A 23,428-nucleotide genomic window follows, 5' to 3' on the forward strand; every position below is an offset into this window, starting at 1 on the left:
GTTCGCGGCGGCGCGACGACGGACCGCACAAGTGCAGCACCCAACTCAAGAGAGGCAGGAACGAGATGAAGCAGAGCAAGATCAGCATGGCGGTCGCCGCAGCGATCCTCGTCGGCAGCGTTGGCATGGGCGTGTCCGCCGCGGACCGCATTTCCGGCACCCGCGTGAGCGAGCCGTCGACCGCACCCGCCGTCGCCACCACGGGTGATCGCTTCGTGGTCAAGTACCGCGATACCGCCGCGCGCTCGCAGGCCGCGGCGCTCAAGAACGCGCTGGGCCGCTCCGGCCTCGACCGCCCGCTGCAGGCCACCGCCAACGCCACCGCGCGTGCGGGGGTGTCCGCGCAGGTGCTGCGCCGCACAGCAGCACCCGGCTGGCACGTGGTCACCACCTCGCGGCCGCTGAGCGCGTCGGAGTCTGCGACCTTCCTGCGCGAACTGGCGGCCGACCCGGCCGTGGTCTCTGCGGAACCGGACCTGCTGTACCGGCACATGGGCACGATGGGCCCGGCCGCGGCGCCGAACGATCCGAACTACGCGCAGTACCAGTGGAACTTCAACAATCCCGCAGGTGGCGTTGGCGCCGAGGAGGCCTGGGAGATCTCCACCGGCGAGGGCGTCGTGGTGGCGGTGCTCGACACCGGCATCGTGCAGGGGACGCTGGACCTGCAGAACAACGTGATCCCGGGTTACGACATGATCAGCGACGCGCGCGTGTCGCGTCGGGCCGAGAACGGTCGCGTTCCAGGCGGCTGGGACCTTGGTGACTGGGAGGAGGAGAACTACTGCGTCGCGCTCGGCGCACCGCCGCACGGGCCGGCATCGAGTTCCTGGCACGGTAGTCATGTCGCCGGCACCATCGCCCAGGAGACCAATAACGGGACGGGCCTTGCCGGCATTGCGCATGGTGCGCAGGTGATGCCGATCCGCGTGCTTGGTTCCTGCGGTGGCTTCGGCAGCGATATCTCCGACGGCATGCTGTGGGCCGCCGGCATCAGCGTGCCCGGGCTCCCGGACAACCCGAATCCGGCCGAAGTGCTCAATATGAGCCTGGGCAGCGGCGGACAGACCACGTGCCCGGGGCTTTACCAGGATGCGATCAACCAGGTCAACGCTGCCGGTTCGATCATCGTCGTCGCGGCGGGCAACGCCAATGGCAACGCCGCCAACTACACGATGTCGGCCTGCAACGGGGTGATCAGCGTCGGTGCGACCCGCATCACCGGCGGCAAGGCCTCCTACTCCAACTACGGCGCGCGCGTGGACATCTCGGCGCCGGGTGGCGGTGGTTCGGCCGACGGCAACCCGAACGGCTACGTCTGGCAGGTGACCAACGGCGGTGCCCAGAGCCCCGAACCGGGCAACTGGATCCTGCGCGGTTCCGCCGGTACCTCGATGGCGTCGCCGCACGTGGCCGCGGCCGCGGCGATGGTGCAGTCGGTCGTGGACGAGCCGCTGGACTGGCAGGCGATGCGCGACCTGCTTGCCGACACCGCCCGCCCGTTCCCGGTGGCGATCCCGGCCTCCACCCCGATGGGTGCGGGCATTCTCGACCTGCCGGCGCTGCTGGAACAGGCCACCGAGGAGCCCTGCGATCCGGCCGTCGAGGAATGCGGCCCGGAAGCGACCACGATCCAGAACAAGGTGCCGGTTTCGGGCCTGAGCGGCACCGCGGGTTCCGAGGTGCTGTACGCGATCGAGGTTCCGGCAGGCATCACCGGTCCGCTCAGCATCAGCACGAGCGGGGGCAGCGGCGACGTCTCGCTGTACGTCAGCTTCGACGAAGAGCCGTCCGCAGGCGACGCCGACTGGAGCTCCACGCGTCCGGGCAACAGCGAGACGGTGCGCATCCCCTCGCCGCAGGCCGGCACGTACTACATCAAGCTGGTCGGCGTGCGTGCCTACAGCAACGTGACGCTGCAGGCCCGCCACAACTGAGTCCGCAAAGCGGTATGGAAAAGCCCCGGCTGGTGCCGGGGCTTTTTTTGTGGTTCCTCTCCGGAAAAAAGAAGAACCCTCTTTCAGCTGCGGCGGGCAGTCCTGGACCGGCCGCGCATCACCCGCTCAGAAACGCAGCGCGGCGTGCAGCGCGATGCCCGCATGCGGCCAGCGTGCCCGGGCGGCCAGCGCTTCGAGTTCAACAAGCACGCCGACGCCGACCAGTTCCACGTCGAGCCGTTGCAGCAGCCGCGCGCCGGCAATCAGGGTGCCGCCAGTGGCGAGCACGTCGTCGACCAGCAGCACGCGCTGACCGGGGCGCAACGCGTCGACGTGGATCTCCAGCCGGTCGCGTCCGTATTCCAGCGCGTAATCCTCGTGCAGCGTGCGCGCCGGCAGCTTGCCGGGCTTGCGGATCGGCACGAAACCGGCGCCCAGTGAGAGCGCAAGCGCACTGCCGATGATGAAGCCGCGCGATTCGATGCCGGCGACCGCATCGATGCCGGCTGCGTGCCACGGCGCGGCCATCGCATCGATCGCGGCGGCGAAGCCGCGCGCATCGGCAAGCAGCGGGGTGATGTCGCTGAAACGGATCCCGGGCCGCGGAAAATCGGTGACCTCGCGGATCAGGTGGTGCCAGTCGTGCATGGGTTTTCTCCGGACGGCGATGCATGATAGCCACGCGGCGGGTTAAGGCCGCAGCCATGTTCGGGCTCCCGTTTCACTGCCTGTTTGCGGCGGCGTACGCACCATCGCGTCACCCCATCGCGGAGAACGACATGAACAAGTTCCGCAGCTTTGCCGGTGCGGCCGTGCTGTCGCTGGCAGCGTTCGGCACCGTGCACGCGCAGACCTACGGCCCGCAGGACGAAGGCCGGCGCTTCAATGACGGCAGCCGCGTCGTCTGCGAGGACGTCGAAGTGCAACGCGCAGGCAGTGATCCCAACCGCGTTGCCGGTACTGCCGCGGGTGCGGTGATCGGTGGCCTGGTTGGCAACCAGATCGGCAGCGGCAGTGGCCGCAAGATCGCAACCGTCGGCGGTGCCGTTGCCGGTGGCGCGATCGGCCGCAACGTGCAGGGCAACCAGCAGGAAGCCCGTGGCGAGCGCGTCGTCGAACAGCGCTGCCGACGCGTCCACAACTGACGTCCCGCTATATCCCGCGGCAAAGCAGAAGGGCCCGCAATGCGGGCCCTTCTGACGCTCCAGCTATACGCGACGTTACCGCCGCACGTGCGCGTCAGGGGCGTGCTGTCCCGGCGTCGGTCGCCGGCACCAGCCGGAACATCCGGCCGCTGGAACCACGGCCACCATCCTCGAGCAGCCATAGCGCACCATCCGGGCCCTGCTCGACTTCGCGGATGCGGGTCTGCATCGGATAGCGCTCGACTTCGCGCGCGCTGTCGCCATCGAAGGCCACCCGCACCAGTGCCTGCGACGACAGGCCACCGATGAATCCGTCGCCGCGCCAGTCCGCGAACCGGTCCCCGTCGTAGATGACGAAGCCCGCGGGGGAAATCACCGGCGTCCACACCACGGCGGGCGCGTTGAACTCGGGCCGCGTGGCATGGTCCGGAATCGGCCGGCCGTCGTAATGCTCGCCGTCGGACACCAGCGGATAACCGTAGTTGGCCCCGCGCTCGATGAGGTTGAGTTCGTCGCCGTTCTTCGGGCCCATTTCGTGCACCCACAGCCTGCCGTCGCCGTCGAAGGCCAGGCCCAGCGGGTTGCGATGGCCCAGCGACCACACCTGCGCGGCCACGCCACCCTGGTCGGCGAAGGGGTTGTCGGCGGGCACGCTGCCGTCGTCGTGCAGGCGGATGACCTTGCCCAGGTTGGAGGCCATGTCCTGCGAGGGATCGAACTTCTGGCGCTCGCCCGAGGTGATCCACAGCATGCCGTCGCCATCAAAAGCGATGCGATACGCGTAGTGGCCCTGCCCGGAGACCTTCGGGACCTGTCGCCAGATCACCGCGAGGTCCTGCAGCTCGCCACCGTCGCCATCGATCCGCAGCCGCGCGCGGGCGACCACGCCGCCCGCGCCACCATCGCCGGCTTCGGCATAGCTGATGTAGACCAGCCCGTTGTCGGCATAGCCCGGGTGCAGCACCACGTCGCCCAGTCCGCCCTGGCCACCGTAGGCGACTTCGGGCACGCCGGAGATGTCGCTGCCGCGGCCGCTGGCCGGATCGAACAGCTTCAGCGTGCCGGGCTTCTCGGTGACCAGCAGGCGGCCGTCGGGCAGGAAGGTCATCGCCCAGGGTTCCTTGAACTGCGCCACTTCCTCGGTCACGAACGGACGGCCATCGGCCGCGGGCAGCGCGATCGTGCGCGTCGGGGTGCCCGTGGCCGGAGCAGTGTCGGCCTGCGTGGGAGCAGTGGTGTCGGCACGGGCGTTGGTGTCCGCGCTGCAGGCGGCAAGTGCGGCGATGCAGGCGGCAGCAAGCAGGTGTCGGGTCATGGGAGCGTCCGGCTGGAAAGAAGCAGAAGGGTAGCGCGTACAAAAGCCCGGCAGGAATGTGTGCAGGTGCACCCACGGCGTCCACCCGCGCGTAAACGTTGTGTTGGATTCACGCTGGCGGCCGCCGGGGCCGTCCGGTCGGATCCCGGCGTTTCCACGTCGATCCCCTGATGGGATGCGACTCCGGCGCCGCACGCCAGCCGTGTCACACGTCGCGCCTAATCCATCGCCTCGCGCCTGCGGTTAAGCGCATGTGGACGATGCGGTTGCAGCGGTGCACGCGTTCATCGCGGCGTCGCCAGAGTGCGGCGCGTGGACGGCGGGCAACACAGTCGCCGACCACATCCAACCCCGAAGGAGCCCCGATGGACACCAATCGCAAACCGTTCGCCCTCCTGCTCGCCGCCGGCGCAGTGCTCACCATGCCGCTGGCCTTTGCGCAGGACACCACCACCTCCGCCGGCGCGCAGACCGGCGCATCCGGCAACCAGCTCACCTGGGCCGACCTCGACACCAATGGCGACGGCAACCTCAGCCGTGACGAGGCCACGGCGCATTCCGCACTCGCGGCGGTGTTCGACCAGGCCGATGGCGACGGCGATGGGCAGCTGACCGCCGACGAGTACCGCACGTTCGCGGCGGCCCAGGGCGCGGGCCCGACCGGCGACGAATAACGCCCGACGCGGGCAATCGCCCTGCCATCCACGCGACGAAGGCGGCTGCGGCCGCCTTCGTCGCGTCCGTGTCGCGCATGTGCGTGTTCCGGTCCAGCTCCTACAATCCGCGGATGCACGACACATCCCCCACCGACGCCACCAACGCCCGCGGGATCCACCTGGTCGGCTTCGATGCCGACGACACCCTGTGGCGCAGCGAGGACTACTTCGCCGCCGCGCAGGGCGAGTTCGAGCGCATCGTCGGCGGCTATATCGACCTCGACAACGCACGTGCACGCCAGCGCCTGCTGGCGATCGAGAAGGGCAACCTCGCGCTGTTCGGCTATGGCGTCAAAGGCATGGCCCTGTCGATGATCGAGGCTGCGGTCGACATCACCGCGCAACGCATCAGCGCGACTGACCTGCACCGGATCGTGTCGATCGCCAAGGACATGCTGCGCCACCCGGTGGAACTGCTGCCCGACGTGCGCGAGGCGGTGGAAGCCGTTGCCCGCGAACATGCGGTCGTACTGATCACCAAGGGCGACCTGTTCCACCAGGAAGCAAAGGTGCGCCAGTCGGGGCTTGCCGACCTGTTCGGCCGCATCGAGATCGTCAGCGAGAAGGATGACGCCACCTATCACCGTGTGCTCGGTGAATTCGGTCTCGGCCCGGCGCAGTTCTGCATGGTCGGCAATTCCCTGCGTTCCGATATCGCGCCGGTGCTGAGGCTGGGTGGCTGGGCGGTGCACGTGCCCTATCACCTGACCTGGGAGCACGAACGCGAAGCCGACATCGATCCGGCGGTGCAGGCGCGCTGGCGCGAACTGGGGGGCATCGGCGGCCTGCCCGCAGCGGTGCGCGGCCTGCATGAGCTCGCGTGCGAGCAGCACTGAGCCTCGTGCAACGCGCCCTTTGCAGTGCGATGCACGGTCGGGAATGCGTTGTAAGCGGTTACGTCTGAACCGATCGGCGTCGCAGGCGTCGGGTCCAGTTCCTGTTCACCGAGTGCAAGGCAGCTTGGACCTGCGCGCCGCGGCGGTCGTGGCGCGATCGCACCCAAGGAGCAGCTCATGCCCGTTATTGCCCGCTGGATCGCACCACTGGCCCTCGCATTCGGCCTGGGTGCCGCCTCGCTGATGCCGGCGCCGGCACGTGCCAGTGATGACCTCGTGCGCGTGATCGTCGATGCCGCCGACGTCATCCTGCGTGGAGGCACCCCACATTACCGCCATGGCGGCTACGACGACCGGCTGATCGTCGAACGCGACCGGTACGGCCGCCCGGTGTACTACCGCCACGCCCCACGCAATGCCCACGTGGTGCATTACCGTGGCCGCCACCCGGTTCACGGCATACCGCCGGGGCACCGCAACAACGTCCGCCACGCGCCGTCGCGCAACGTGCGTTGTGACAGCCGTGGTCGTTGCACCGCGCAGTACTACGACCCGCGTTACGACCGCAAGACGCGGGGCCGTCGCTGGTAGGACGCACCGGCGCTGCCGGGCCGTCATTCGGCCCGGTGGTGGTGATCCTCGACCGCCGGCGCCACGCGCAGGCTGGCCTCGACACCGGCGCCGACCTGCTCGCTCAGCTGATGCAGCACGATCGCGTATCCGACCCCGGCGAGCAGCAGTGCCGACGCGCCGATGGTCCAGCGGCGCAGGCGGGGGCGGATGGGGGCGGATGGGGATTCGGTGCTGGCCATGACTCGTACTCCGGGTGCTGCCGCCGCTTCGCGACATGCACCGCAAGCGTAGGCAGCGCCACGTCTCGGCGGCGTGCACGCCACGGGCGTACGCGTGCGGCACAATCGCCGCATGCGTAATCCAACGGGCATCGTCGCGGGACCGGCCATCCTTCTGCTGCTGTCGGCATGCGGATCGCCGTCGCCGGAGCCACCTGTACAGGCGGAACGCATGGAATGGCAGGGCATGCAGCACTGCGCCGACTGCGATGCCATCGATACCGTGCTGGTGCTGTCGCACGGAGACGGCGAGCAACGGTTCGAAATGATCGAGACCTATCTGCTCGACGGCGGCGGTGAACCCTTCGCCGATGCCGGCGCATGGCGGTACGACGACACCCTGGTCCGCCTGCAGGGCGACGACGGCAGCCTGCGCACCTACCTGCTGCTGGGCGACGGCCGCCTGCAGTCGCGACAGGCCGATGGTCGCGCCGAGCGCGCAGCGCATGAACTGCAGCCGGTGGCCGGAGTGACGCAATGAACATGATCCAGCGCTTCCTTGTGGCGTCCGCAATGCTGCCGTTGCTGCTGGCCCTGATGCCCGCTGCCCTGGCGCAGGATTCGGCCACAGCGGAGGCCGCCGAGGAGAGTGCATCCGTGCAGCCGGTCGCTGCCGGCCCCGCCACCGGCGACACCTGGATCGATGCCCGGCTGCTGGATATCGACCACTACGCCGCGCGCCACCGCGATGCCTTCATCGATGAGCTGGTGCGTTACCACGGGGCGCCGCGTGCGCTGGCCGCGGAACTGCTCGCACGCGAGGATGCGTGGTCCGCGGGAGAGCTGTATTTCGCCTGCGCGCTCGGCCAGGTGTCCGGACGTCCCTGCCGTACCGTGGTCACCCTGCGCGAGCGCGCGCCGGCGCAGCCCTGGTCGGAGATCGCCGGCCAGGTGGGCGCCGCACCGGGGACTGCGCCCTTCCAGCGCCTGCGCACGGAAATCGCCGCAAGCTATCGCCGCTGGGCGCGCCCCTTGCCGGACGCCGACTGACCGGTTCTGTCGCCGGCACTGCCTGCTTGACCCCGATGCCGCTCAGTGGCGGAAGTGGCGCACGCCGGTAAAGACCATCGCGATGCCGTGCTCGTCGGCGGCGGCGATCACCTCGCCGTCGCGCATCGAACCGCCCGGCTGGATCACCGCGCTGATGCCGCATTCCGCGGCGGCATCGATGCCGTCACGGAACGGGAAGAACGCATCGCTGGCCATGACCGAACCCTCGACCTGCAGCCCGGCGTCCGCCGCCTTGATGCCGGCGATGCGCGCGGAGTACACCCGGCTCATCTGACCGGCGCCGACGCCGATGGTGCGCTTGTCCTTCGCATAGACGATCGCATTGGACTTCACGAACTTCGCCACCTTCCACGCGAACAGCAGGTCGGCGAACTGTGCCTCGGTGGGCGCGGCCTTCGTCACCACGGTGAGTTCGTCGCGCGTCACCACGCGGTCGTCCACGGTCTGCAGCAACAGGCCGGAGCCGATGCGCTTCGTGTCGATGAAGCCCGGTGCCGCCGCGGCCATCGGGATCTTCAGCACGCGCACGTTGGCTTTCTTCCGCGCGTACTCGAGGGCGCCGTCGTCGTAGTCCGGGGCGATCAGCACCTCGACGAACTGGCGGTCGAGGATGGCCTTCGTGGTGGCGGCATCGAGGGTGCGGTTGAACGCGATGATGCCGCCGAACGCGCTGGTCGGATCGGTGGCGTAGGCGAGCTCGTAGGCGTCGCCGCAGGCCACGCCTACCGCCACGCCACAGGGATTGGCGTGCTTGACGATCACGCAGGCCGGCGCATCGAACTGGCGCACGCATTCCCAGGCCGCGTCCGAATCGGCGATGTTGTTGTAGCTGAGTTCCTTGCCCTGCAGCTGGCGGAAGGTGGCCAGCGAACCCGGCGCCGGATGCAGGTCGCGGTAGAACGCCGCCTGCTGGTGCGGGTTCTCGCCGTAGCGCAGGTCCATGACCTTGATGAAATTGCCGTTGGCCTGCGCCGCGAACGGGGTGCGCGTCGGCACCGCGGCCGCGGCGTCGGTGACCGCGGACAGGTAGTTGCTGATCGCGGCGTCGTACTGGGCGACCCGGTTGAACGCCGCCACCGACAGCTCGAACCGCTTCGCCGCCGACAGGCAACCGTCGTTGGCGGCAAGCTCGGCGAGCAGGCCGGGATACTGGTCGGGCGAGGTCGCCACCGCCACGCGGGCGAAGTTCTTCGCCGCCGAGCGCAGCATCGCCGGGCCGCCGATGTCGATGTTCTCGACCGCCTCGGCCAGCGTGCAGTCGGCGCGCGCGGTGACCTCCTCGAACGGATAGAGGTTCAGCACCAGCAGGTCGATCGGGGCGATGCCGTGCTCGGCCATCACCGCATCGTCGGTGCCGGCGCGGCCGAGCAGCGCGCCGTGCACCATCGGGTGCAGGGTCTTGACGCGGCCGTCCATCATTTCCGGAAAGCCGGTGACCTCCGCCACGTCCCTGACCTCGAGCCCCGCGTCGCGGATCGCCTTTGCGGTGCCGCCGGTGGACAGCAGTTCGACGCCGCGCGCGGCGAGCGCGCGCGCCAGCTCGACCAGGCCGGTCTTGTCGGAAACGGACAGCAGGGCCCGGCGCACGGGCAGGAGATCGACGGACATCGCGGGGATCTGCAGGCGAAAACGGGCGGCCATTGTACCGGTGGCGTCCGGGTGCCCGCGGTGCCCGCGGTGCGCGCGCGCTTCGTCCGCGGATGCGGCTTCAGTCGCCGACGGTAAGGCCGTAGTCGCGCAGCTTCTTGCGCAGCGTCGCGCGGTGGATGCCCAGCATCGCCGCGGCGCGGCTCTGGTTGCCCTCGCAGTGGTTCAGCACCTCGACGAACAGCGGGATCTCCAGTTCGCGCAGCGCGACCTCGTAGAGGTTGTCGGTACCGCTGCCGTTGAGATCGCCGATATAGCGCCGCACGGAATTGGCGACGTGCTCGCGCAACGGCGTGCGCTGACCAGCGCGATTGGACGGTTCTGGGCGATCGGCGGTGTTCAAGGCGGTTTCCGCAACTGCGACGGCGCCGTCGGCAGCCCCTGCCTCCCCACGGCAGCGGACCCGCGACGGGGCCAGCGAGTCTAGCGCGCCGCTCGGCCCGAAGTCCAAACCGCTCAGCCGAAGGTGAAGTTGAACGCCACCGTGTGCGGGGACGGCTCCACCACGTCGATCCGGAACGCGGCGGCGGCGCCGGGGGCCAGAATGTCGGCGGCATCGGTCGGCCGGTATTCGCCGGGTGCGAACCAGCGCGCGCCGAGCGGACGGCCGTCGACATCGGACAGGGTCAGCAGCAGCATCGGCCACGCCTGCGGGTAGGCGGCATCGTTGCGCAGCGTGGCGCTGACCTGCAGCACGCCGGATTGCGCGGGATGCGGACGCACGTCGCGCTGCACGAGAACGATCGCATCCGGCGCATGCCACGGTGGCAGCGTGCAGCGCGCCAGCGTGCATGCGGCCGCGACCCACGGCCGCCAGGTGGCGTCGCCGGCAAGACGGACGCGATCGGCAAGCAGCAGCTGCAGCACCAGCAGCACCGTGAGGGCGGGGATCGCGATACGCAGCACGCGGCGTTCGCGCGGCGACAGGGCGTGGGCGGCCGGCGATGCCGTGCGCAGGAAGCTGGGTGCCGGGCGTACGCCCGCAGCAGGTTGCGCGGATGGCGGCGCAGCGGGCGCACCGGTGGCTGCGGGCGCCGGCGCGATCGCGGGCGCCTGCGGGGCAGGCGACGATGTCGATGTCGATGTCGATGCCGCCGGCGCTGTTGCCTCCGCGACAGGCGTGTCGACATCCGCCACGGCGGACGGCGCCGGCTGCGTCGGTGGCGGCGCGGTCGCTGGTGGTGGCCGGGTGCCCGCAGCGGCCGTCGGCCGCGCTGTGGCGGGCGCCGGTGGCGCGTCGTCGCCGGGTGCCTCGTCGTCCTGATGTGGGGAGGGGTTCGCGGCTGCGTCGGTCGCGCGCCCGGCTGCATCATCGCGAGGGGGTGCGGCGGTTTCCGCAGGTTCGAACCCTGGCGACGATGGCGGCACCAGTGCCGCGCTGGGTGGCGGTTCGTGCAGCGGGATAAAACGCACCGCGGGCTTGGGACCCGGCGCGGGCGGCGTCGCCGGCATCATCGGCGCGGTCGGGGCGGCGAGCCCCGGCGGATCGGCCAGCAGCGGCGGTGGTGCGACGGCCACCGGATCGGTGGCCGTGGGCACCGTCACCTGCCGTGCCTGCATATCGCGCAGGCCGAAGTCGCAGCGTGGGCACTGCAGCGGCGGCAGGTCGGTCACCAGGTCGGTGGCGACCAGCGCATTGCAGTTCGGACAGTTGATGAACATGACGGACCGCGATCCCCCCGGAGCCGCCCTATTCAATCACGGCGACGCACTCCGTCGATGCGAACCCAGTCACCTTCGTGGGTGACGGCCAGCGACTCGAACCACGGCCGGTAGCGACGCAACAGCTCCTCCTGCTGGCCATCGAGGATGCCCGACAGCGCCAGCCTCCCGCCCGCTTCCACCCGCTCGGCGATCGGCTCCGCCAGTGCATCCAGCGCACTGGCGAGGATGTTGGCGACCACCACCGGGAACTGCCCGGCGGGTGCCGCCTGCGGGTTGGCGACCTCGAGCTGCGCGCCCACCGCGTTGCGGTCGGCGTTGTCGCGGCTGGCCAGCAGCGCCTGCGGATCGTTGTCGATGCCGAGCGCGGCGACGGCACCGAGCTTGAGTGCGGCGAGTGCGAGGATGCCGCTGCCGCAGCCGTAGTCGAGCACCCGGCGCCCGCGCAGTTCACCGGCGGCGGCGAGGCCATCCAGCCACTGCAAACACAGCGAGGTGGTCGGATGGGTGCCGGAACCGAAGGCGAGCCCGGGGTCGAGCCGCACCACCGCGGCATCGGCGCCCTCGGCCTCGGCCGGCAGCGGAGCGTTCCACGGCACGATCCAGGTGCGCGCGCCGAAACGCAGCGGCACGTACTGGTCCATCCACGCGCGCTCCCAGTCCTGGTCCTCGACGGTGCGGAAGGACGCCCGGCTCCAGTCGAGCACCGGATCGAACGCCTCCAGTGCCGCCAGCAGCACCAGCGGGTCGGCGTCGTGCGCGAACAGGGCGTTCAACACCAGCGAGCGCCACAGCGGCGTCTCGCCGACGCCCGGCTCGAGGATCGCGCGCTCGTTGCCGGTCTCGGCATCGGCGTCGAGCAGGGTGACCGCCAGCGCCCCGACATCGTCGAGCGCGCGCTCGTAGCGCGGCTGTTCGTCCTCGGTGCAGGGCAGGGTGAGTTCGAGGTACGGCATGGCGGGGGACCGGCAGGGGGCCGGGCATCTTGGGCCCCGGGCCGGGCAGGGTAAACCCCGGCGCGCCCGCGGCGATGGCGTACCATGCCGCCACGCCGGGCGCGTCGACGCCGCGCGGTCGTGACGACGGAGGCTTGCATGCGGCAGTTCGCCGCGCTGGTGGATTCCCTGTTCTCCGGGCGCGGCGCGGCACCCGTCGCCGGGCTGGCGCGGGCGCTGATGCTGGCCGTGCTGGCGGCGTTGCTGGTTGCCGGGCTGGCGCGGATGCGTGATGGCGAGGCCGCGTCGGCGGTTGTCGTGGACACCGGCGAAGCGCCCATGATGCCGGGCGGAGCCAGCGCTCCACGTCCGGTGCCGGCCGTGCGCGATCAGCCGGCCCCTGTGCAGGCGACACGGCCGGTCCCCACGGCTTCCGTGCATCGCCCGCTGGCCGCCCGCCGCGCCGATGCCCTGGCCGCCGCCTTCGAACGCGCGCCCGACCTTTATGCGCTGTCGCGTGACCTCGCGCCCGCGGTGATGGCGGGCGACGCCGACGCGTTGTGGGTCAACAGCCGCATCCACGACTACTGCGCGGGCTATGCCGCGTCGCCGGCCGGATATGCACGCGACACCGGCGTGCTTGCGCGGCTCGATGGCCGGCGTGCTGCCGCACTGCGCGCGGCGCGCGAGCGCGTCGCGCAGCGTTGCGGCCGTTTCGCGCCTGTCGATGCGTTGACCGTGGCCGGCGTCATCCGCCAGCGCGAGGACGCGGCGCTGGCCGGCCATCTCGCCGCCGAGGCCAGCCTGCTGGCGCTGGAGGTTCCGCTCGATGACAGCCCGGAATACCTGCGCGACCTGGTCGAGCGGGTGCACCGGTCCGGTGATGCCGAGGCGTTCGCCGCGCTTTCGCCCGGGATGGGCGTCGCGGCCAGTGGCCGGACGGCATTCGCCGGCCTGGTGGCCGGTACCCCGTTGGCCGAACTGGCCTGGCAGCTGGCGGCGTGCCGCCAGGGGCTCGACTGCGGGCCGCGGTCGGCGCTGATGACGCAGTACTGCGCCAGCGGAGGCATCTGCGCGCGCGATGCCACGCAGGATTTCGAGGGTTTCGTATACGACGCCGCAATTCCGCGACAGGGGGCGGAAGAGCTCGAGGACATGGTGGACGCCCTGTTGCAGGGTGCGTCCGGGAGGCTGGAGCAATGAACAGACACACGGGCAGCCGCGCACCGCGCCGGGTGCGGCGATGGGTATGGGTGACGGTGTTCGCCGCCTATTCGGTCACCGCGGCCGGGGTGATGATCGACGCGCTTGCCGACAACTACCGCGAGCTGTCGCAGGTGGCGTCGACCTCCATCGAGTCGCCGGAACACACGCGCAGCCTGGGTGCGACGCAGCTGGCGGCGGCGTATCGCGCGCAGAGCGGGGCGCCGTTCGCCACCCTGCCGCCCGGCAGCATGTTCCGGGTGGTGTGGCCCGACGGCTCCAGCGAATACGTGATGGTGGTGAGCCGGTCGTCCGGCACCGGCATCCGGCCGATTCCCGGTACCCAGCGGCCGGCGCCCGAGGATGTTGCCGCGACCGGCCGGCTGCAGCTGTTGCCCGCCTCGGCCGGCGAGGTGCGTGCCGTGCAGGGCCGCGTGCGCAACTGAGCCGCCGATGCCGACCGCGCAGCCCGCGCGCGGTCGGCATGCGGGTGCAACCGCGGCGCCCGGGCCGCGGTGCCGGCTCAGCCGATCGTCAGCGACTTGTCGCGACGCTCGGCCAGGCGCTTCTCCAGGTAGTGGATGTTCTGCCCACCGGCCTGGAAGCCCTTGTCGCGCATGATCCGCGCCTGCAGCGGGATGTTGGTGCGGATGCCGTCGATGACCATCTCGGAGAGCGCCACGCGCATCCGGCAGATCGCCTGCTCGCGGTCGGCGCCATGCACGATCAGCTTGCCGATCATCGAATCGTAGTTCGACGGCACGCGGTAGCCCTCGTAGACATGCGAATCGACGCGCACGCCCGGGCCGCCCGGGGCGTGGAAATGCTGGATCAGGCCGGGTGACGGCAGGAACGTCTCCGGATCCTCGGCATTGATGCGGCACTCGATCGCGTGCCCGGTCAGCACCACGTCCTCCTGGCGGATCGACAGCTTCTGCCCGGCGGCGATCATCAGCTGCTCGCGGATCAGGTCGATGCCGGTGACCATCTCGGTGACCGGGTGTTCGACCTGGATCCGGGTGTTCATTTCGATGAAGTAGAAGCGGCCGTTCTCGTACAGGAACTCGAACGTGCCGGCACCGCGATAGCCGATGCGGATGCAGGCCTCGGTGCACACCCGGCCGATCTCCGCGCGCTGTTCTTCGGTGATGCCCGGCGCCGGCGCTTCCTCGACCACCTTCTGGTGGCGGCGCTGCATCGAGCAGTCGCGCTCGCCGAGATGGATGGCATTGCCCTGGCCATCGGCCAGTACCTGGATCTCCACATGGCGCGGGTTCTCGAGGAACTTCTCCATGTAGACCATGTCGTTGCCGAACGCGGCCTTGGCTTCCTGCTTGGTGGTGGCAATGGCATTCGCCAGCGCGGCCTCGGTATGCACCACGCGCATGCCGCGCCCGCCGCCGCCGCCGGCCGCCTTGACGATCACCGGGTAGCCGATCTCGCGGGCAACCCGGATGTTGGTGGCGGCATCGTCACCCAGCGGCCCGCCGGAGCCGGGCACGCAGGGCACGCCGGCCTCCTTCATCGCGCGGATCGCCTCGACCTTGTCGCCCATCAGGCGGATGGTCTCGGCCTTCGGGCCGATGAAGATGAAACCGGACTGCTCGACGCGCTCGGCGAAGTCGGCGTTCTCCGACAGGAAGCCGTAGCCGGGATGGATGGCCTGGGCGTCGGTGACCTCGGCGGCGGCGATGATCGCCGGCATGTCGAGATAGCTGCGGTTGGATGGTGGCGGGCCGATGCACACCGACTCGTCGGCCATGGCCACGTGCTTGAGGTTGCGGTCGACGGTGGAATGCACCGCGACAGTACGGATGCCCAGCGAGTGGCACGCGCGCAGGATGCGCAGCGCGATCTCGCCGCGGTTGGCGATGACGACTTTATCGAGCATGCCCGCTCACCCGATCACGAACAGCGGCTGGTCGAATTCCACCGGCTGGCCGTTCTCGCACAGGATCGCCAGCACGGTGCCCGATGCATCGGCCTCGATCGGGTTGAACATCTTCATCGCCTCGATGATGCCCAGCGTCTCGCCGGCCTTGACCTGCTGGCCGACGGTGACGAACGGCGGCTTGTCCGGCGACGGCGACGCGTAATAGGTGCCGACCATCGGCGACAGCACCCGGTGGCCTTCGGGCATCGCCGGACCGGCGCCGGCGGTGTCCGCGCTGCGGCCGCCACCGGTGGCGGCATCGACCGGCGACGCCATCGGCATCACCGGCTCGGCGGCGCGGGCCGGTTGCGGCGCGGCATGCACAGGCGCGTAGGTCATCGGGGTGCCGGTCGGGTTGCGCGACAGCCGCACCGACTCCTCGCCTTCCTTGATCTCGATTTCGGCGAGGTTCGACTCCTCGAGCAGGTCGATGAGCTTCTTGATCTTTCGCAGGTCCATGGAGGCCTCGTGGTTGCGGGCCCGGGCGGGCCGGGCATCAGGATGGGAAACGGGTCAGGCCGACGCCAGGTGCTTGAGCGCGGCGTCCAGTGCATAGCGGTAGCTGTCGGCGCCGAAGCCGCAGACCACGCCGACGGCGCGATCGCTGAAATAGCTGTGCTGGCGGAACGGCTCGCGCGCATGCGGGTTGGACAGGTGGATCTCGATGTAGGGAATCGCCACCGCCAGCAGCGCATCGCGCAGTGCCACCGAGGTGTGGGTGAACGCGGCCGGGTTGATCAGTACGAAGGCGGTGCCGTCGTGTGCGGCTGCCTGCACGCGGTCCACCAGGGCGTGCTCGGCGTTCGACTGCAGGCTGTCGAGCGTGTGGCCGGCGGTTTCCGCGCGCTCGCGCAGGTCGGCGTCGATCGCGGCCAGCGTGGTGCTGCCATAGACCCCGGGCTCGCGGGTTCCGAGCAGGTTGAGATTGGGGCCGTGGAGGAGCAGCAGGGTCGCCATGCAGCGCGCCGGGATGACAAGGCGCGCAGTCTGCTGCATGGGGGCGATGGTGTCCAGTTCGCCGAACTTGCCCGAAGTTGAACGTTTGTTTGAATCAGCGACCAGTCGCGGGCGTATGGTGGCGCCGGCTGCTCAGTGGCGCGCCCAGGCATCGATCTCGCCATGCTCGAACGGGCCGATGCGGGCCTTGAGCAGGCGGCCATCGGCGGAGATCAGCACCGAATACGGCAACACCCCGCGCGGATTGCCGAGCCGCACCCCGGCGTCGGTCGGCCCGGGCACGTCGAGGGCCTGCGGGTAATCGACCGGGATGCGCTCAAGGAATGCGCGCACCGCGTCGGCATCGTCGAGCGCGATGCCGAGTACCTGCGTGCCGTCGGCGCCCTGGCTGCGTGCGTAGCGGTCGAGTTCCGGCATCTCCTCGATGCACGGCGCGCACCAGCTCGCCCACAGGTTGACCAGCAGCGGCTGGCCGGCGAAATCGGCAGGCAGCGCGTAGGCATCGCCGTCGAGCGCGGGCACGGTGAACGCGGGCACCGGCTCGCCACGACGTGCGGTGGCGACGCCCTCGGGCGCCGCAGGTGCCGCCGCCTGCAGTGCGGCCTGCGCCATGCGCTGCCCGGGTTCGGTGCGCAGCAGCGGGCCGGGGCCGGAACCGAGCAGTGCCGCGCCCAGCCCGAGCAGGCCGGCGGCCAGCGCGACGCCGATGACCACGCCGGTCCTCATCGCGCACCACCCGCGGCCGCGCGGGCCACCGCGGCCAGGGTGGCGCTCTCCGTCAGCAGCGTCGGCAGCACTTCGCCGGGGCCGCCATCGGCCGGGTAGGCCACGTACAGCGGCACGCCCACGGCGCGGTGCTGGTCGAGGAACGCGGTGATCGCGGCGTCGGTATGGGTCCAGTCGCCGACCATGTAGACCGTGCCGGTTGCCGCCAGCGCGTCGCGGAACGGCTCGCGCGACAGCACCCGGCGCTCGTTGGCCTTGCAGGTCACGCACCAGTCGGCGGTCATGTTGACGAACACCGGTGTTCCCGCCGCACGCAGCGTGGCCAGCCGCTCGGCGGAATACGCGACGGCGCCGGAGTCGTCGGCGGCGTCGGCAGGCGCCGGCGGCGCGAAGCGCTCCACGCCCGCCACCGGCCACAGCGCTGCCAGCGCCAGCAGCAGCGCCAGCGCGGGCGCGGCACGTCCGCCGGTCCAGCGCTGGCGCTCGAACCACCACAGCGCCAGCGCCAGCAGCGCCAGCCCGGCGATCACCAGCGCCATCGCATCGACGCCACGCTGGCGGCCCAGCACCCACACCAGCCACACCGCGGTGAGATACATCGGGAAGGCCATCGCCTGCTTCAGCGTCTCCATCCACGGCCCCGGGCGCGGCAGGCGGTCGGCAAGCGCCGGCACGAACCCGACCAGCAGGAACGGCAGCGCCAACCCCAGCCCCAGCGCCAGGAACACCCCGAGCGCGGCCACGCCGGAACTTGCGAACGCGAACGCCAGCGCGCCCCCCATGAACGGCGCAATGCAGGGGCTGGCGACCACGCAGGCGAGCACGCCGGTGAAGAAGTCACCGGCCGGTCCGGTGCGACTGCCCAGCGACTGCGCGACCCCACCGATGCTGCCGCCCAGCGTGAACACGCCGGAAAGCGCCAGCCCGACCGCGAACACCAGATAGGCCAGCGCGGCGACGAACCACGGCTGCTGCAGCTGGAAGCCCCAGCCCAGCGCCTGCCCGGTGGCGCGCAGCCCGAGCGCCAGCAGGCCCACCGCGGCGAACGCCACCAGCACGCCGGCGGTGTACCAGAGCGCATGCCGCCGCGCGCTGGCCCGGCTGCCGCCGCTCGACGCCAGCCCGACCACCTTCAGGGACAGGATCGGCAGCACGCAGGGCATCAGGTTGAGCAGCAGCCCGCCCAGCAGCGCCAGCAGCAGGGCACCGGCGAGGCTGCCACCAGCGCGTGCCGGGGTCGCGACGGTACCTGCCTCCGCCGCCTCCGTTGCCGCAGCCGCAGCCGTCGGCGCCGGCGGTGTTTCGCGAATGGCGTTGTCGGGGTCGCCGGCCGCGTCGTCATCCGCAGCCGAGGCGGGCGCCGGCTCGTCACCGGGCAGGGGCGGTGCGGTCGTGGCCTCGCCGGGTGCGGACCACGTCCCCGACGCCGGCACCGCGATTTCCACGGTGCGGGTCATCGGCGGATAGCAGATGCCGTCGGCCTGGCAACCCTGGAAGGTCGCGGTCAGCGCGACCGTGGTGGCATCGCCATGCAGGCGCTGCAGCGGCAGCGCGACCTCGACGGGGTCGAAATAGACCACCACGTTGCCGAAGTGCTCGTCGTGGTGATCGACGCCGGCCGGCCACCGGGGGCTGCCGGCGGTGATGCCCTCGCCGCGCACGGTGAATCCGCTGCGGTCGCGATACAGGTAATAGCCGGGCGCCGGCACGAAGCGCAGCAGCAGGCGGTCGCCGCCGTCGGCGATCGCATCGAAGCCGAAGGCCTGGGCCTCGGGCAGCGGCAGCGCCTGCGGGCGCAGCGCGTCGGCAACGCCGCGTGACGCAGTGCCGGCACCGAGCAGGCTGCGCCCGAGCGCGGCAAAGCCGGCGCGGCCGCTGGCGGTGGGGCCGGCGGGCAGGGCCACGCTGACCTCGCGGGTCTGCGGCGGATAGCAGATGCCGGCATCGGCGCAGCCCTGGAAACGGACCCGCACCACGACCTGCTCGCGCCCGTCCGCGGCGTTGCCGGGCAGGGCTGCGCGCATGCGCCCACGGTAGGTCTCGACCTCGCCGAAGAACTCGTCGACGTGGCGCTTGCCGTCGGGCAGCTGCAGGCCGTCCGCGGGGAAGCCTTCGGCTTCGGCGCCCATGCGGTGGCGATAGAGGTAGTAGCCCTCGGCGATGGTCCAGTCGAATTCGATGCGCTCGCGGTCCGGCGCGTGCACGCGCAGCGCGAAGGCCTCGTCCACCGGCAGGAGGTCGTCCATGTCGACCGCTGCCTGCGCGCCGCCCGCCACGACTGCGAGCGCGCCCAGCGCGAGTGCGCGCCACCAGACCGCGATACCCATCAGGATGCCGGCCCCGCGGTCCCGCGCACGATCCAGTCGAGATAGGCGGGCAGGCCGTCGACCAGGTCGCAGGCGACCAGTTCCGGCACTTCGTACGGGTGCAGCGCGCACAACCGCTCGCGTAGAGCGGCGAACGCCGCCCGGGTGGTCTTGATCAGCAACTGCACTTCCTCGCCACGCTCGACACGGCCCTCCCAGCGATAGACCGACCGCGCACCCGGCAGCAGCGTCACGCAGGCCGCCAGGCCCTCGCCCACGAGGGCGTCGGCGATGCGGTCGGCGGTGGCACGATCCGGGCAGGTGGACAGGCAGAGCAGGACGGACACGGCAGGCAGGCGCAACGGGTGGGCCGCATAGGGTAGCCCACGCCCATGCGCCGCCCGCTTAAGCACGGCGCGCCCGTCGCCGCGCGCTCACGACGGCAGGATCTACAATCTGCACTCCCCGGTTCACTAATCCCCCGCCCATGTCCAGGATCCGCCTTCCGGCGCTGTGCGCCATCGCGATGGCAGCTGCCGCCGTGTTTCCCGCCGCCGCGCAATCCCAGTTCGAGCTCAGTGCCGGCGCGTCGTGGACGCGCGACAACGAGGTCACCCCGGTCATCGCCGCGGCGTGGCTGCCGGAGCTGCGTGGCCTCGACAACGCACTGCTGCGTTGGGAACTGGGTGTGATCCACGTGCCCGGCCGCGACGACACCGCGTACGACCTGGAGGACGACGTCACCGTCGGCCACGCCGGCCTGCGTTACGACCGCACCGACAACGGACTGACGCTGGGCTTCGGCATCGGCGTGCAGAGTGGCTACACCGACGCGCTGTCGGGCGACCCGCAGTTCGTCAGCACCATCGGCTGGCGCTGGGAGCGCTTCTCGGTGCTGGCGCGGCATATCTCCAACGCCAGCATCCACCAGCCCAACGACGGCGAGACGATGGTGGTGGCGGCCTGGCGCTTCTGAGCCGGGTCCAGGCCCGCGTCCGTCCACGGCCGGGGGCGACGGAAATTTCCATCGGGCCCCTTGAAAGGCCCTGAACGGCCCCCAACTTCTGGTCCGTGCCCGGCTTGCCGGGTCTTTGCCGCCCGCGGCCTTGGCACTCTCCGAGTGCGAGTGCTAAGATCGCCGCCATTCTTCAACCCAATCAATCACTTAAGAGGATTGACATGAGCAATATCAAGCCGCTGTACGACCGCGTGGTCATCAAGCGTACCGAGGAAGAGAAAGTCTCGGCCGGTGGCATCGTGATTCCGGATTCGGCCACCGAAAAGCCGATCAAGGGCGAGGTCGTCGCCGTGGGCGAGGGCAAGGTGCTCGACAACGGCAACCTGCGGGCGCCGAAGGTGAAGGCCGGCGACCAGGTGCTGTTCGGCAAGTACAGCGGCACCGAGGTCAAGCTCGACGGCACCGACTATCTGGTGGTGAAGGAAGACGACATCTTCGCGATCCTCGGCTGATCGCGGCGCTTCTTTCCACTCCCACGAATTCCACCCAAGACATTCAGAGGTAAAGAGTCATGGCTGCCAAGGAAATCCGCTTCGGCGAAGACGCGCGCTCCAAGATGCTGCGCGGTGTGAACACGCTTGCCAACGCCGTCAAGGCGACCCTCGGCCCGAAGGGCCGCAACGTCGTGCTCGAGAAGAGCTTCGGCTCGCCGACGATCACCAAGGACGGCGTGTCCGTCGCCAAGGAGATCGAGCTCGCCGACAAGTTCGAGAACATGGGCGCGCAGATGGTCAAGGAAGTCGCCTCGCGCACTTCCGACAACGCCGGTGACGGCACCACCACCGCCACCGTGCTGGCCCAGGCGCTGATCCGCGAGGGTTCCAAGGCGGTCGCCGCCGGCATGAACCCGATGGACCTCAAGCGCGGCATCGACCAGGCCGTCAAGGCCGCCGTCGAAGAGCTGAAGAAGCTCTCCAAGCCCACCGCCGACGACAAGGCGATCGCCCAGGTCGGCACGATCTCGGCCAACTCCGACGAAGTCATCGGCAACATCATTGCCGAGGCGATGAAGAAGGTCGGCAAGGAAGGCGTGATCACCGTCGAGGAAGGTTCGGGCCTGGACAACGAGCTCGACGTGGTCGAGGGCATGCAGTTCGACCGCGGCTACCTGTCGCCGTACTTCATCAACAACCAGCAGTCGATGTCGGCCGAGCTGGACGACCCCTTCATCCTGCTGCACGACAAGAAGATCTCCAACGTGCGTGACCTGCTGCCCGTGCTCGAGGGCGTGGCCAAGGCCGGCAAGCCGCTGCTGATCGTCGCCGAGGAAGTCGAGGGCGAAGCGCTGGCGACCCTGGTGGTCAACACCATCCGCGGCATCGTCAAGGTCTGCGCCGTCAAGGCCCCGGGCTTCGGCGACCGTCGCAAGGCGATGCTGGAAGACATGGCCGTGCTCACCGGCGGCACCGTGATCTCCGAGGAAGTCGGCCTGTCGCTCGAGAAGGCGACCATCAACGACCTCGGTCGCGCCAAGAAGATCCAGGTCACCAAGGAAAACACCACCATCATCGACGGCGCCGGCGAAACCGGTGGCATCGAGGCCCGCATCAAGCAGATCAAGGCGCAGATCGAGGAGACCTCCTCGGACTACGACCGCGAGAAGCTGCAGGAGCGCGTGGCCAAGCTGGCCGGCGGCGTTGCGGTGATCAAGGTCGGCGCTGCCACCGAGGTCGAGATGAAGGAAAAGAAGGCGCGCGTCGAAGACGCCCTGCACGCCACCCGTGCAGCGGTCGAGGAAGGCGTGGTCCCGGGCGGCGGCGTGGCCCTGCTGCGTGCCAAGGCGGCGATCGAGAACCTGCGTGGCGCCAACGAAGACCAGAACCACGGCATCGTGATCGCCCTGCGTGCGATGGAAGCACCGCTGCGCGAGATCGTCACCAACGCCGGTGAAGAGCCCTCCGTGATCGTCAACAAGGTCAAGGACGGTTCGGGCAACTTCGGCTACAACGCCGCCAACGGCGAGTTCGGCGACATGGTCGAGTTCGGCATCCTGGACCCGACCAAGGTCACCCGCACCGCGCTGCAGAACGCGGCGTCGATCGCCGGCCTGATGATCACCACCGAGGCGATGGTGGCGGAGCTTCCGAAGAAGGAAGAGCCGGCGATGCCGGGCGGCGGTGGCATGGGCGGCATGGGCGGCATGGATTTCTGATCCAGCGCCACCGCGTCACCTGCAACACGGAAAACCCCGCCGCGAGGCGGGGTTTTTCCTTGTGGCGACCGGCCGCCCCGTGCACGGCCCGACGTCATTTCCGGCATCACGCACGGGTGACACAATCCGCGCCCACGACCTCGCGGATACACCCATGGCCGGCGCCTCGCTGCTCACCCTGCTCGACGATATCGCCACCCTGCTCGACGACGTCGCGCTGCTGACCAAGGCCGCCACCAAGCGGACCGCGGGGGTGCTCGGCGACGACCTCGCCCTCAATGCACAGCAGGTGGCCGGGGTGCGTGCCAGCCGCGAACTGCCGGTGGTGTGGGCGGTGTTCAAAGGCTCGCTGCTCAACAAGCTGATCCTGGTGCCGGCGGCGTTGCTGATCAGCCAGTTCCTGCCGTGGCTGGTGGTGCCGCTGATGATGGTCGGCGGCGCCTACCTCTGTTACGAGGGCTTCGAAAAGGTCGTGCACAAGCTGTTCCATCGCGACGATCGCCCGGACCCCGAGGCGCGCGTGCAGGCGGTGCTCGAAGCCGAAGAGACGCCGCAGGAGATCGAGAAGCAGAAGATCCGCGGCGCGATCCGCACCGATTTCATCCTGTCGGCCGAGATCATCGTGCTGTCGCTGGGAGTGGTGGCCGGCGCGTCGTTGCTGACCCGCTCGGTGACGCTGTCGGTGGTGGCGCTGGCGGTGACCATCGGCGTGTACGGCCTGGTGGCGGCGATCGTGAAGATGGACGACGCCGGACTGTGGATGAGCCAGCGGGGCGGCGTGCTGGTGCCGGCGACCGGGCGTGCACTGGTGTATGCGGCGCCGTGGCTGATGAAGGCGCTGGGCATCCTCGGCACGATCGCGATGTTCCTGGTCGGCGGCGGCATCTTCGTGCACAACGTCGACCTGCTGCATCGCCTGCTGGAGACCGCCGAACATGCCGGCCTGCCAGGGTTCGCCGCCGATGCGCTGGCAAGCCTGGTGGTCGGCCTGGTTGTCGGTGCGCTCGTGCTCGCTGCGGTGTGGCTGTTCGGGCGCATGCGTGGCCGGCCGGCGGCACCGGCGCACTGAGGGCGGGCA

General features: G+C 70.1%; 26 protein-coding genes. 13 read left to right on the forward strand and 13 right to left on the reverse strand.

Annotated features, from left to right (window positions below; genetic code table 11):
* The first annotated feature begins 65 nt into the window (after positions 1–65).
* Complete coding sequence (locus ERL55_RS02335) at positions 66–1,937, forward strand: S8 family serine peptidase (RefSeq protein WP_129134996.1); 1,872 nt, start codon at positions 66–68, stop codon at positions 1,935–1,937.
* A gap of 126 nt (positions 1,938–2,063) precedes the next feature.
* Here the strand turns inward: ERL55_RS02335 and ERL55_RS02340 are convergent, their stop codons facing one another.
* Positions 2,064–2,585, reverse strand: a complete 522-nt coding sequence (locus ERL55_RS02340; protein WP_129134997.1) for an adenine phosphoribosyltransferase — start codon at positions 2,583–2,585, stop codon at positions 2,064–2,066.
* Between the two features lie 131 nt (positions 2,586–2,716).
* On the opposite strand from ERL55_RS02340, the gene ERL55_RS02345 reads away from it, so the two are divergent.
* On the forward strand, positions 2,717–3,082 hold the full coding sequence (locus ERL55_RS02345; protein WP_129134998.1) for a glycine zipper 2TM domain-containing protein: 366 nt from the start codon (positions 2,717–2,719) through the stop codon (positions 3,080–3,082).
* A gap of 94 nt (positions 3,083–3,176) precedes the next feature.
* Here ERL55_RS02345 and ERL55_RS02350 read toward each other — a convergent pair whose 3' ends face one another.
* Positions 3,177–4,397 carry a PQQ-dependent sugar dehydrogenase gene (locus ERL55_RS02350; RefSeq protein ID WP_129134999.1) on the reverse strand — a complete coding sequence of 407 codons (1,221 nt, stop codon included), beginning with the start codon at positions 4,395–4,397 and terminating at the stop codon, positions 3,177–3,179.
* Positions 4,398–4,762: 365 nt separating this feature from the next.
* Here ERL55_RS02350 and ERL55_RS02355 point away from each other — a divergent pair, with 365 nt between their 5' ends.
* The 3 genes from ERL55_RS02355 to ERL55_RS02365 all read left to right on the forward strand — a co-directional run bounded on the left by ERL55_RS02355 (position 4,763) and on the right by ERL55_RS02365 (position 6,540).
* On the forward strand, positions 4,763–5,071 hold the full coding sequence (locus ERL55_RS02355; protein ID WP_129135000.1) for an EF-hand domain-containing protein: 309 nt from the start codon (positions 4,763–4,765) through the stop codon (positions 5,069–5,071).
* A gap of 113 nt (positions 5,072–5,184) precedes the next feature.
* Positions 5,185–5,949 (forward strand): HAD family hydrolase, encoded by a 765-nt coding sequence (locus ERL55_RS02360; RefSeq protein WP_129135001.1) that lies wholly within the window; start codon positions 5,185–5,187, stop codon positions 5,947–5,949.
* Between the two features lie 177 nt (positions 5,950–6,126).
* Positions 6,127–6,540 (forward strand): hypothetical protein, encoded by a 414-nt coding sequence (locus tag ERL55_RS02365; protein WP_129135002.1) that lies wholly within the window; start codon positions 6,127–6,129, stop codon positions 6,538–6,540.
* Positions 6,541–6,563: 23 nt separating this feature from the next.
* On the opposite strand, the gene ERL55_RS02370 is transcribed toward ERL55_RS02365, so the two are convergent.
* The gene (locus ERL55_RS02370; RefSeq protein ID WP_129135003.1) at positions 6,564–6,761 is read right to left on the reverse strand and encodes a hypothetical protein; all 198 of its coding nucleotides are present in this window, start codon (positions 6,759–6,761) and stop codon (positions 6,564–6,566) included.
* Positions 6,762–6,873: 112 nt separating this feature from the next.
* Here ERL55_RS02370 and ERL55_RS02375 point away from each other — a divergent pair, with 112 nt between their 5' ends.
* A complete protein-coding gene (locus tag ERL55_RS02375) occupies positions 6,874–7,281 on the forward strand; it encodes a copper resistance protein NlpE N-terminal domain-containing protein (RefSeq protein WP_129135004.1) in 408 nt (135 codons plus the stop codon).
* Positions 7,278–7,790 (forward strand): hypothetical protein, encoded by a 513-nt coding sequence (locus ERL55_RS02380; protein ID WP_129135005.1) that lies wholly within the window; start codon positions 7,278–7,280, stop codon positions 7,788–7,790. Before ERL55_RS02375 ends, ERL55_RS02380 begins: the two co-directional genes overlap by 4 nt.
* Positions 7,791–7,832: 42 nt before the next feature.
* Here the strand turns inward: ERL55_RS02380 and purH are convergent, their stop codons facing one another.
* The 4 genes from purH to prmA form a co-directional block, all read right to left on the reverse strand.
* Complete coding sequence (gene purH / locus ERL55_RS02385) at positions 7,833–9,419, reverse strand: bifunctional phosphoribosylaminoimidazolecarboxamide formyltransferase/IMP cyclohydrolase (RefSeq protein ID WP_129135006.1); 1,587 nt, start codon at positions 9,417–9,419, stop codon at positions 7,833–7,835.
* Positions 9,420–9,519: 100 nt separating this feature from the next.
* Positions 9,520–9,801 carry a DNA-binding transcriptional regulator Fis gene (gene fis, locus ERL55_RS02390; protein WP_129135007.1) on the reverse strand — a complete coding sequence of 94 codons (282 nt, stop codon included), beginning with the start codon at positions 9,799–9,801 and terminating at the stop codon, positions 9,520–9,522.
* 113 nt (positions 9,802–9,914) lie between these two features.
* Entirely contained in the window at positions 9,915–11,120 is a 1,206-nt protein-coding gene (locus ERL55_RS02395; RefSeq protein WP_129135008.1) for a DUF3426 domain-containing protein, read from the reverse strand.
* Positions 11,121–11,152: 32 nt separating this feature from the next.
* Positions 11,153–12,076, reverse strand: a complete 924-nt coding sequence (prmA, locus tag ERL55_RS02400) for a 50S ribosomal protein L11 methyltransferase (protein WP_129135009.1) — start codon at positions 12,074–12,076, stop codon at positions 11,153–11,155.
* Positions 12,077–12,214: 138 nt separating this feature from the next.
* Here prmA and ERL55_RS02405 point away from each other — a divergent pair, with 138 nt between their 5' ends.
* Both ERL55_RS02405 and ERL55_RS02410 read left to right on the forward strand, forming a co-directional pair.
* Entirely contained in the window at positions 12,215–13,258 is a 1,044-nt protein-coding gene (locus tag ERL55_RS02405; protein ID WP_241685812.1) for a hypothetical protein, read from the forward strand.
* Positions 13,255–13,704: a hypothetical protein gene (locus ERL55_RS02410; RefSeq protein ID WP_343132717.1), complete on the forward strand. Its 450-nt coding sequence runs from the start codon at positions 13,255–13,257 to the stop codon at positions 13,702–13,704. The genes ERL55_RS02405 and ERL55_RS02410 overlap by 4 nt, the downstream gene beginning before the upstream one ends.
* A 77-nt stretch (positions 13,705–13,781) precedes the next feature.
* On the opposite strand, the gene accC is transcribed toward ERL55_RS02410, so the two are convergent.
* The 6 genes from accC to cutA all read right to left on the reverse strand — a co-directional run bounded on the left by accC (position 13,782) and on the right by cutA (position 19,536).
* Positions 13,782–15,149 carry an acetyl-CoA carboxylase biotin carboxylase subunit gene (gene accC, locus ERL55_RS02415; RefSeq protein ID WP_129135010.1) on the reverse strand — a complete coding sequence of 456 codons (1,368 nt, stop codon included), beginning with the start codon at positions 15,147–15,149 and terminating at the stop codon, positions 13,782–13,784.
* A 6-nt stretch (positions 15,150–15,155) separates the two neighbouring features.
* On the reverse strand, positions 15,156–15,650 hold the full coding sequence (gene accB, locus ERL55_RS02420; protein WP_129135011.1) for an acetyl-CoA carboxylase biotin carboxyl carrier protein: 495 nt from the start codon (positions 15,648–15,650) through the stop codon (positions 15,156–15,158).
* A gap of 54 nt (positions 15,651–15,704) precedes the next feature.
* Positions 15,705–16,148 carry a type II 3-dehydroquinate dehydratase gene (gene aroQ / locus ERL55_RS02425; protein WP_129137168.1) on the reverse strand — a complete coding sequence of 148 codons (444 nt, stop codon included), beginning with the start codon at positions 16,146–16,148 and terminating at the stop codon, positions 15,705–15,707.
* A 132-nt stretch (positions 16,149–16,280) separates the two neighbouring features.
* On the reverse strand, positions 16,281–16,874 hold the full coding sequence (locus ERL55_RS02430) for a TlpA disulfide reductase family protein (RefSeq protein WP_129135012.1): 594 nt from the start codon (positions 16,872–16,874) through the stop codon (positions 16,281–16,283).
* Positions 16,871–19,201 carry a protein-disulfide reductase DsbD gene (locus ERL55_RS02435; RefSeq protein WP_129135013.1) on the reverse strand — a complete coding sequence of 777 codons (2,331 nt, stop codon included), beginning with the start codon at positions 19,199–19,201 and terminating at the stop codon, positions 16,871–16,873. The genes ERL55_RS02430 and ERL55_RS02435 overlap by 4 nt, the downstream gene beginning before the upstream one ends.
* Entirely contained in the window at positions 19,201–19,536 is a 336-nt protein-coding gene (gene cutA, locus ERL55_RS02440) for a divalent-cation tolerance protein CutA (protein ID WP_129137169.1), read from the reverse strand. The genes ERL55_RS02435 and cutA overlap by 1 nt, the downstream gene beginning before the upstream one ends.
* Before the next feature lie 131 nt (positions 19,537–19,667).
* Between cutA and ERL55_RS02445 the strand changes: the two genes are divergently transcribed.
* The 4 genes from ERL55_RS02445 to ERL55_RS02460 all read left to right on the forward strand — a co-directional run bounded on the left by ERL55_RS02445 (position 19,668) and on the right by ERL55_RS02460 (position 23,419).
* Positions 19,668–20,156, forward strand: coding sequence for an acyloxyacyl hydrolase (locus tag ERL55_RS02445; protein ID WP_129135014.1), 489 nt, complete (start codon positions 19,668–19,670; stop codon positions 20,154–20,156).
* A gap of 203 nt (positions 20,157–20,359) precedes the next feature.
* Positions 20,360–20,650 carry a co-chaperone GroES gene (gene groES, locus ERL55_RS02450; protein ID WP_129135015.1) on the forward strand — a complete coding sequence of 97 codons (291 nt, stop codon included), beginning with the start codon at positions 20,360–20,362 and terminating at the stop codon, positions 20,648–20,650.
* 59 nt (positions 20,651–20,709) lie between these two features.
* A complete protein-coding gene (groL, locus tag ERL55_RS02455) occupies positions 20,710–22,350 on the forward strand; it encodes a chaperonin GroEL (protein ID WP_129135016.1) in 1,641 nt (546 codons plus the stop codon).
* Positions 22,351–22,504: 154 nt separating this feature from the next.
* Complete coding sequence (locus tag ERL55_RS02460) at positions 22,505–23,419, forward strand: DUF808 domain-containing protein (RefSeq protein ID WP_129135017.1); 915 nt, start codon at positions 22,505–22,507, stop codon at positions 23,417–23,419.
* Positions 23,420–23,428 lie beyond the last annotated feature (9 nt).

Origin of the sequence: Luteimonas sp. YGD11-2 (genome assembly GCF_004118975.1) — a bacterium.
GTDB lineage: Bacteria > Pseudomonadota > Gammaproteobacteria > Xanthomonadales > Xanthomonadaceae > Luteimonas > Luteimonas muca.

Bases quoted from the DNA above. Each gene is read 5' to 3' on its own strand.
- ERL55_RS02430 (WP_129135012.1), bottom strand. From the start codon at position 16,874: ATGAGGACCGGCGTGGTCATCGGCGTCGCGCTGGCCGCCGGCCTGCTC.
- ERL55_RS02395 (WP_129135008.1), bottom strand. From the start codon at position 11,120: ATGTTCATCAACTGTCCGAACTGCAATGCGCTGGTCGCCACCGACCTG.
- ERL55_RS02460 (WP_129135017.1), top strand. From the start codon at position 22,505: ATGGCCGGCGCCTCGCTGCTCACCCTGCTCGACGATATCGCCACCCTG.
- ERL55_RS02355 (WP_129135000.1), top strand. From the start codon at position 4,763: ATGGACACCAATCGCAAACCGTTCGCCCTCCTGCTCGCCGCCGGCGCA.
- accC (WP_129135010.1), bottom strand. From the start codon at position 15,149: ATGCTCGATAAAGTCGTCATCGCCAACCGCGGCGAGATCGCGCTGCGC.
- ERL55_RS02410 (WP_343132717.1), top strand. From the start codon at position 13,255: ATGAACAGACACACGGGCAGCCGCGCACCGCGCCGGGTGCGGCGATGG.
- accB (WP_129135011.1), bottom strand. From the start codon at position 15,650: ATGGACCTGCGAAAGATCAAGAAGCTCATCGACCTGCTCGAGGAGTCG.
- groL (WP_129135016.1), top strand. From the start codon at position 20,710: ATGGCTGCCAAGGAAATCCGCTTCGGCGAAGACGCGCGCTCCAAGATG.
- ERL55_RS02350 (WP_129134999.1), bottom strand. From the start codon at position 4,397: ATGACCCGACACCTGCTTGCTGCCGCCTGCATCGCCGCACTTGCCGCC.
- ERL55_RS02365 (WP_129135002.1), top strand. From the start codon at position 6,127: ATGCCCGTTATTGCCCGCTGGATCGCACCACTGGCCCTCGCATTCGGC.
- prmA (WP_129135009.1), bottom strand. From the start codon at position 12,076: ATGCCGTACCTCGAACTCACCCTGCCCTGCACCGAGGACGAACAGCCG.
- ERL55_RS02345 (WP_129134998.1), top strand. From the start codon at position 2,717: ATGAACAAGTTCCGCAGCTTTGCCGGTGCGGCCGTGCTGTCGCTGGCA.
- ERL55_RS02335 (WP_129134996.1), top strand. From the start codon at position 66: ATGAAGCAGAGCAAGATCAGCATGGCGGTCGCCGCAGCGATCCTCGTC.
- ERL55_RS02370 (WP_129135003.1), bottom strand. From the start codon at position 6,761: ATGGCCAGCACCGAATCCCCATCCGCCCCCATCCGCCCCCGCCTGCGC.
- ERL55_RS02340 (WP_129134997.1), bottom strand. From the start codon at position 2,585: ATGCACGACTGGCACCACCTGATCCGCGAGGTCACCGATTTTCCGCGG.
- ERL55_RS02435 (WP_129135013.1), bottom strand. From the start codon at position 19,201: ATGGGTATCGCGGTCTGGTGGCGCGCACTCGCGCTGGGCGCGCTCGCA.
- ERL55_RS02380 (WP_129135005.1), top strand. From the start codon at position 7,278: ATGAACATGATCCAGCGCTTCCTTGTGGCGTCCGCAATGCTGCCGTTG.
- groES (WP_129135015.1), top strand. From the start codon at position 20,360: ATGAGCAATATCAAGCCGCTGTACGACCGCGTGGTCATCAAGCGTACC.
- aroQ (WP_129137168.1), bottom strand. From the start codon at position 16,148: ATGGCGACCCTGCTGCTCCTCCACGGCCCCAATCTCAACCTGCTCGGA.
- ERL55_RS02405 (WP_241685812.1), top strand. From the start codon at position 12,215: ATGCGGCAGTTCGCCGCGCTGGTGGATTCCCTGTTCTCCGGGCGCGGC.
- ERL55_RS02375 (WP_129135004.1), top strand. From the start codon at position 6,874: ATGCGTAATCCAACGGGCATCGTCGCGGGACCGGCCATCCTTCTGCTG.
- ERL55_RS02445 (WP_129135014.1), top strand. From the start codon at position 19,668: ATGTCCAGGATCCGCCTTCCGGCGCTGTGCGCCATCGCGATGGCAGCT.
- ERL55_RS02360 (WP_129135001.1), top strand. From the start codon at position 5,185: ATGCACGACACATCCCCCACCGACGCCACCAACGCCCGCGGGATCCAC.
- purH (WP_129135006.1), bottom strand. From the start codon at position 9,419: ATGTCCGTCGATCTCCTGCCCGTGCGCCGGGCCCTGCTGTCCGTTTCC.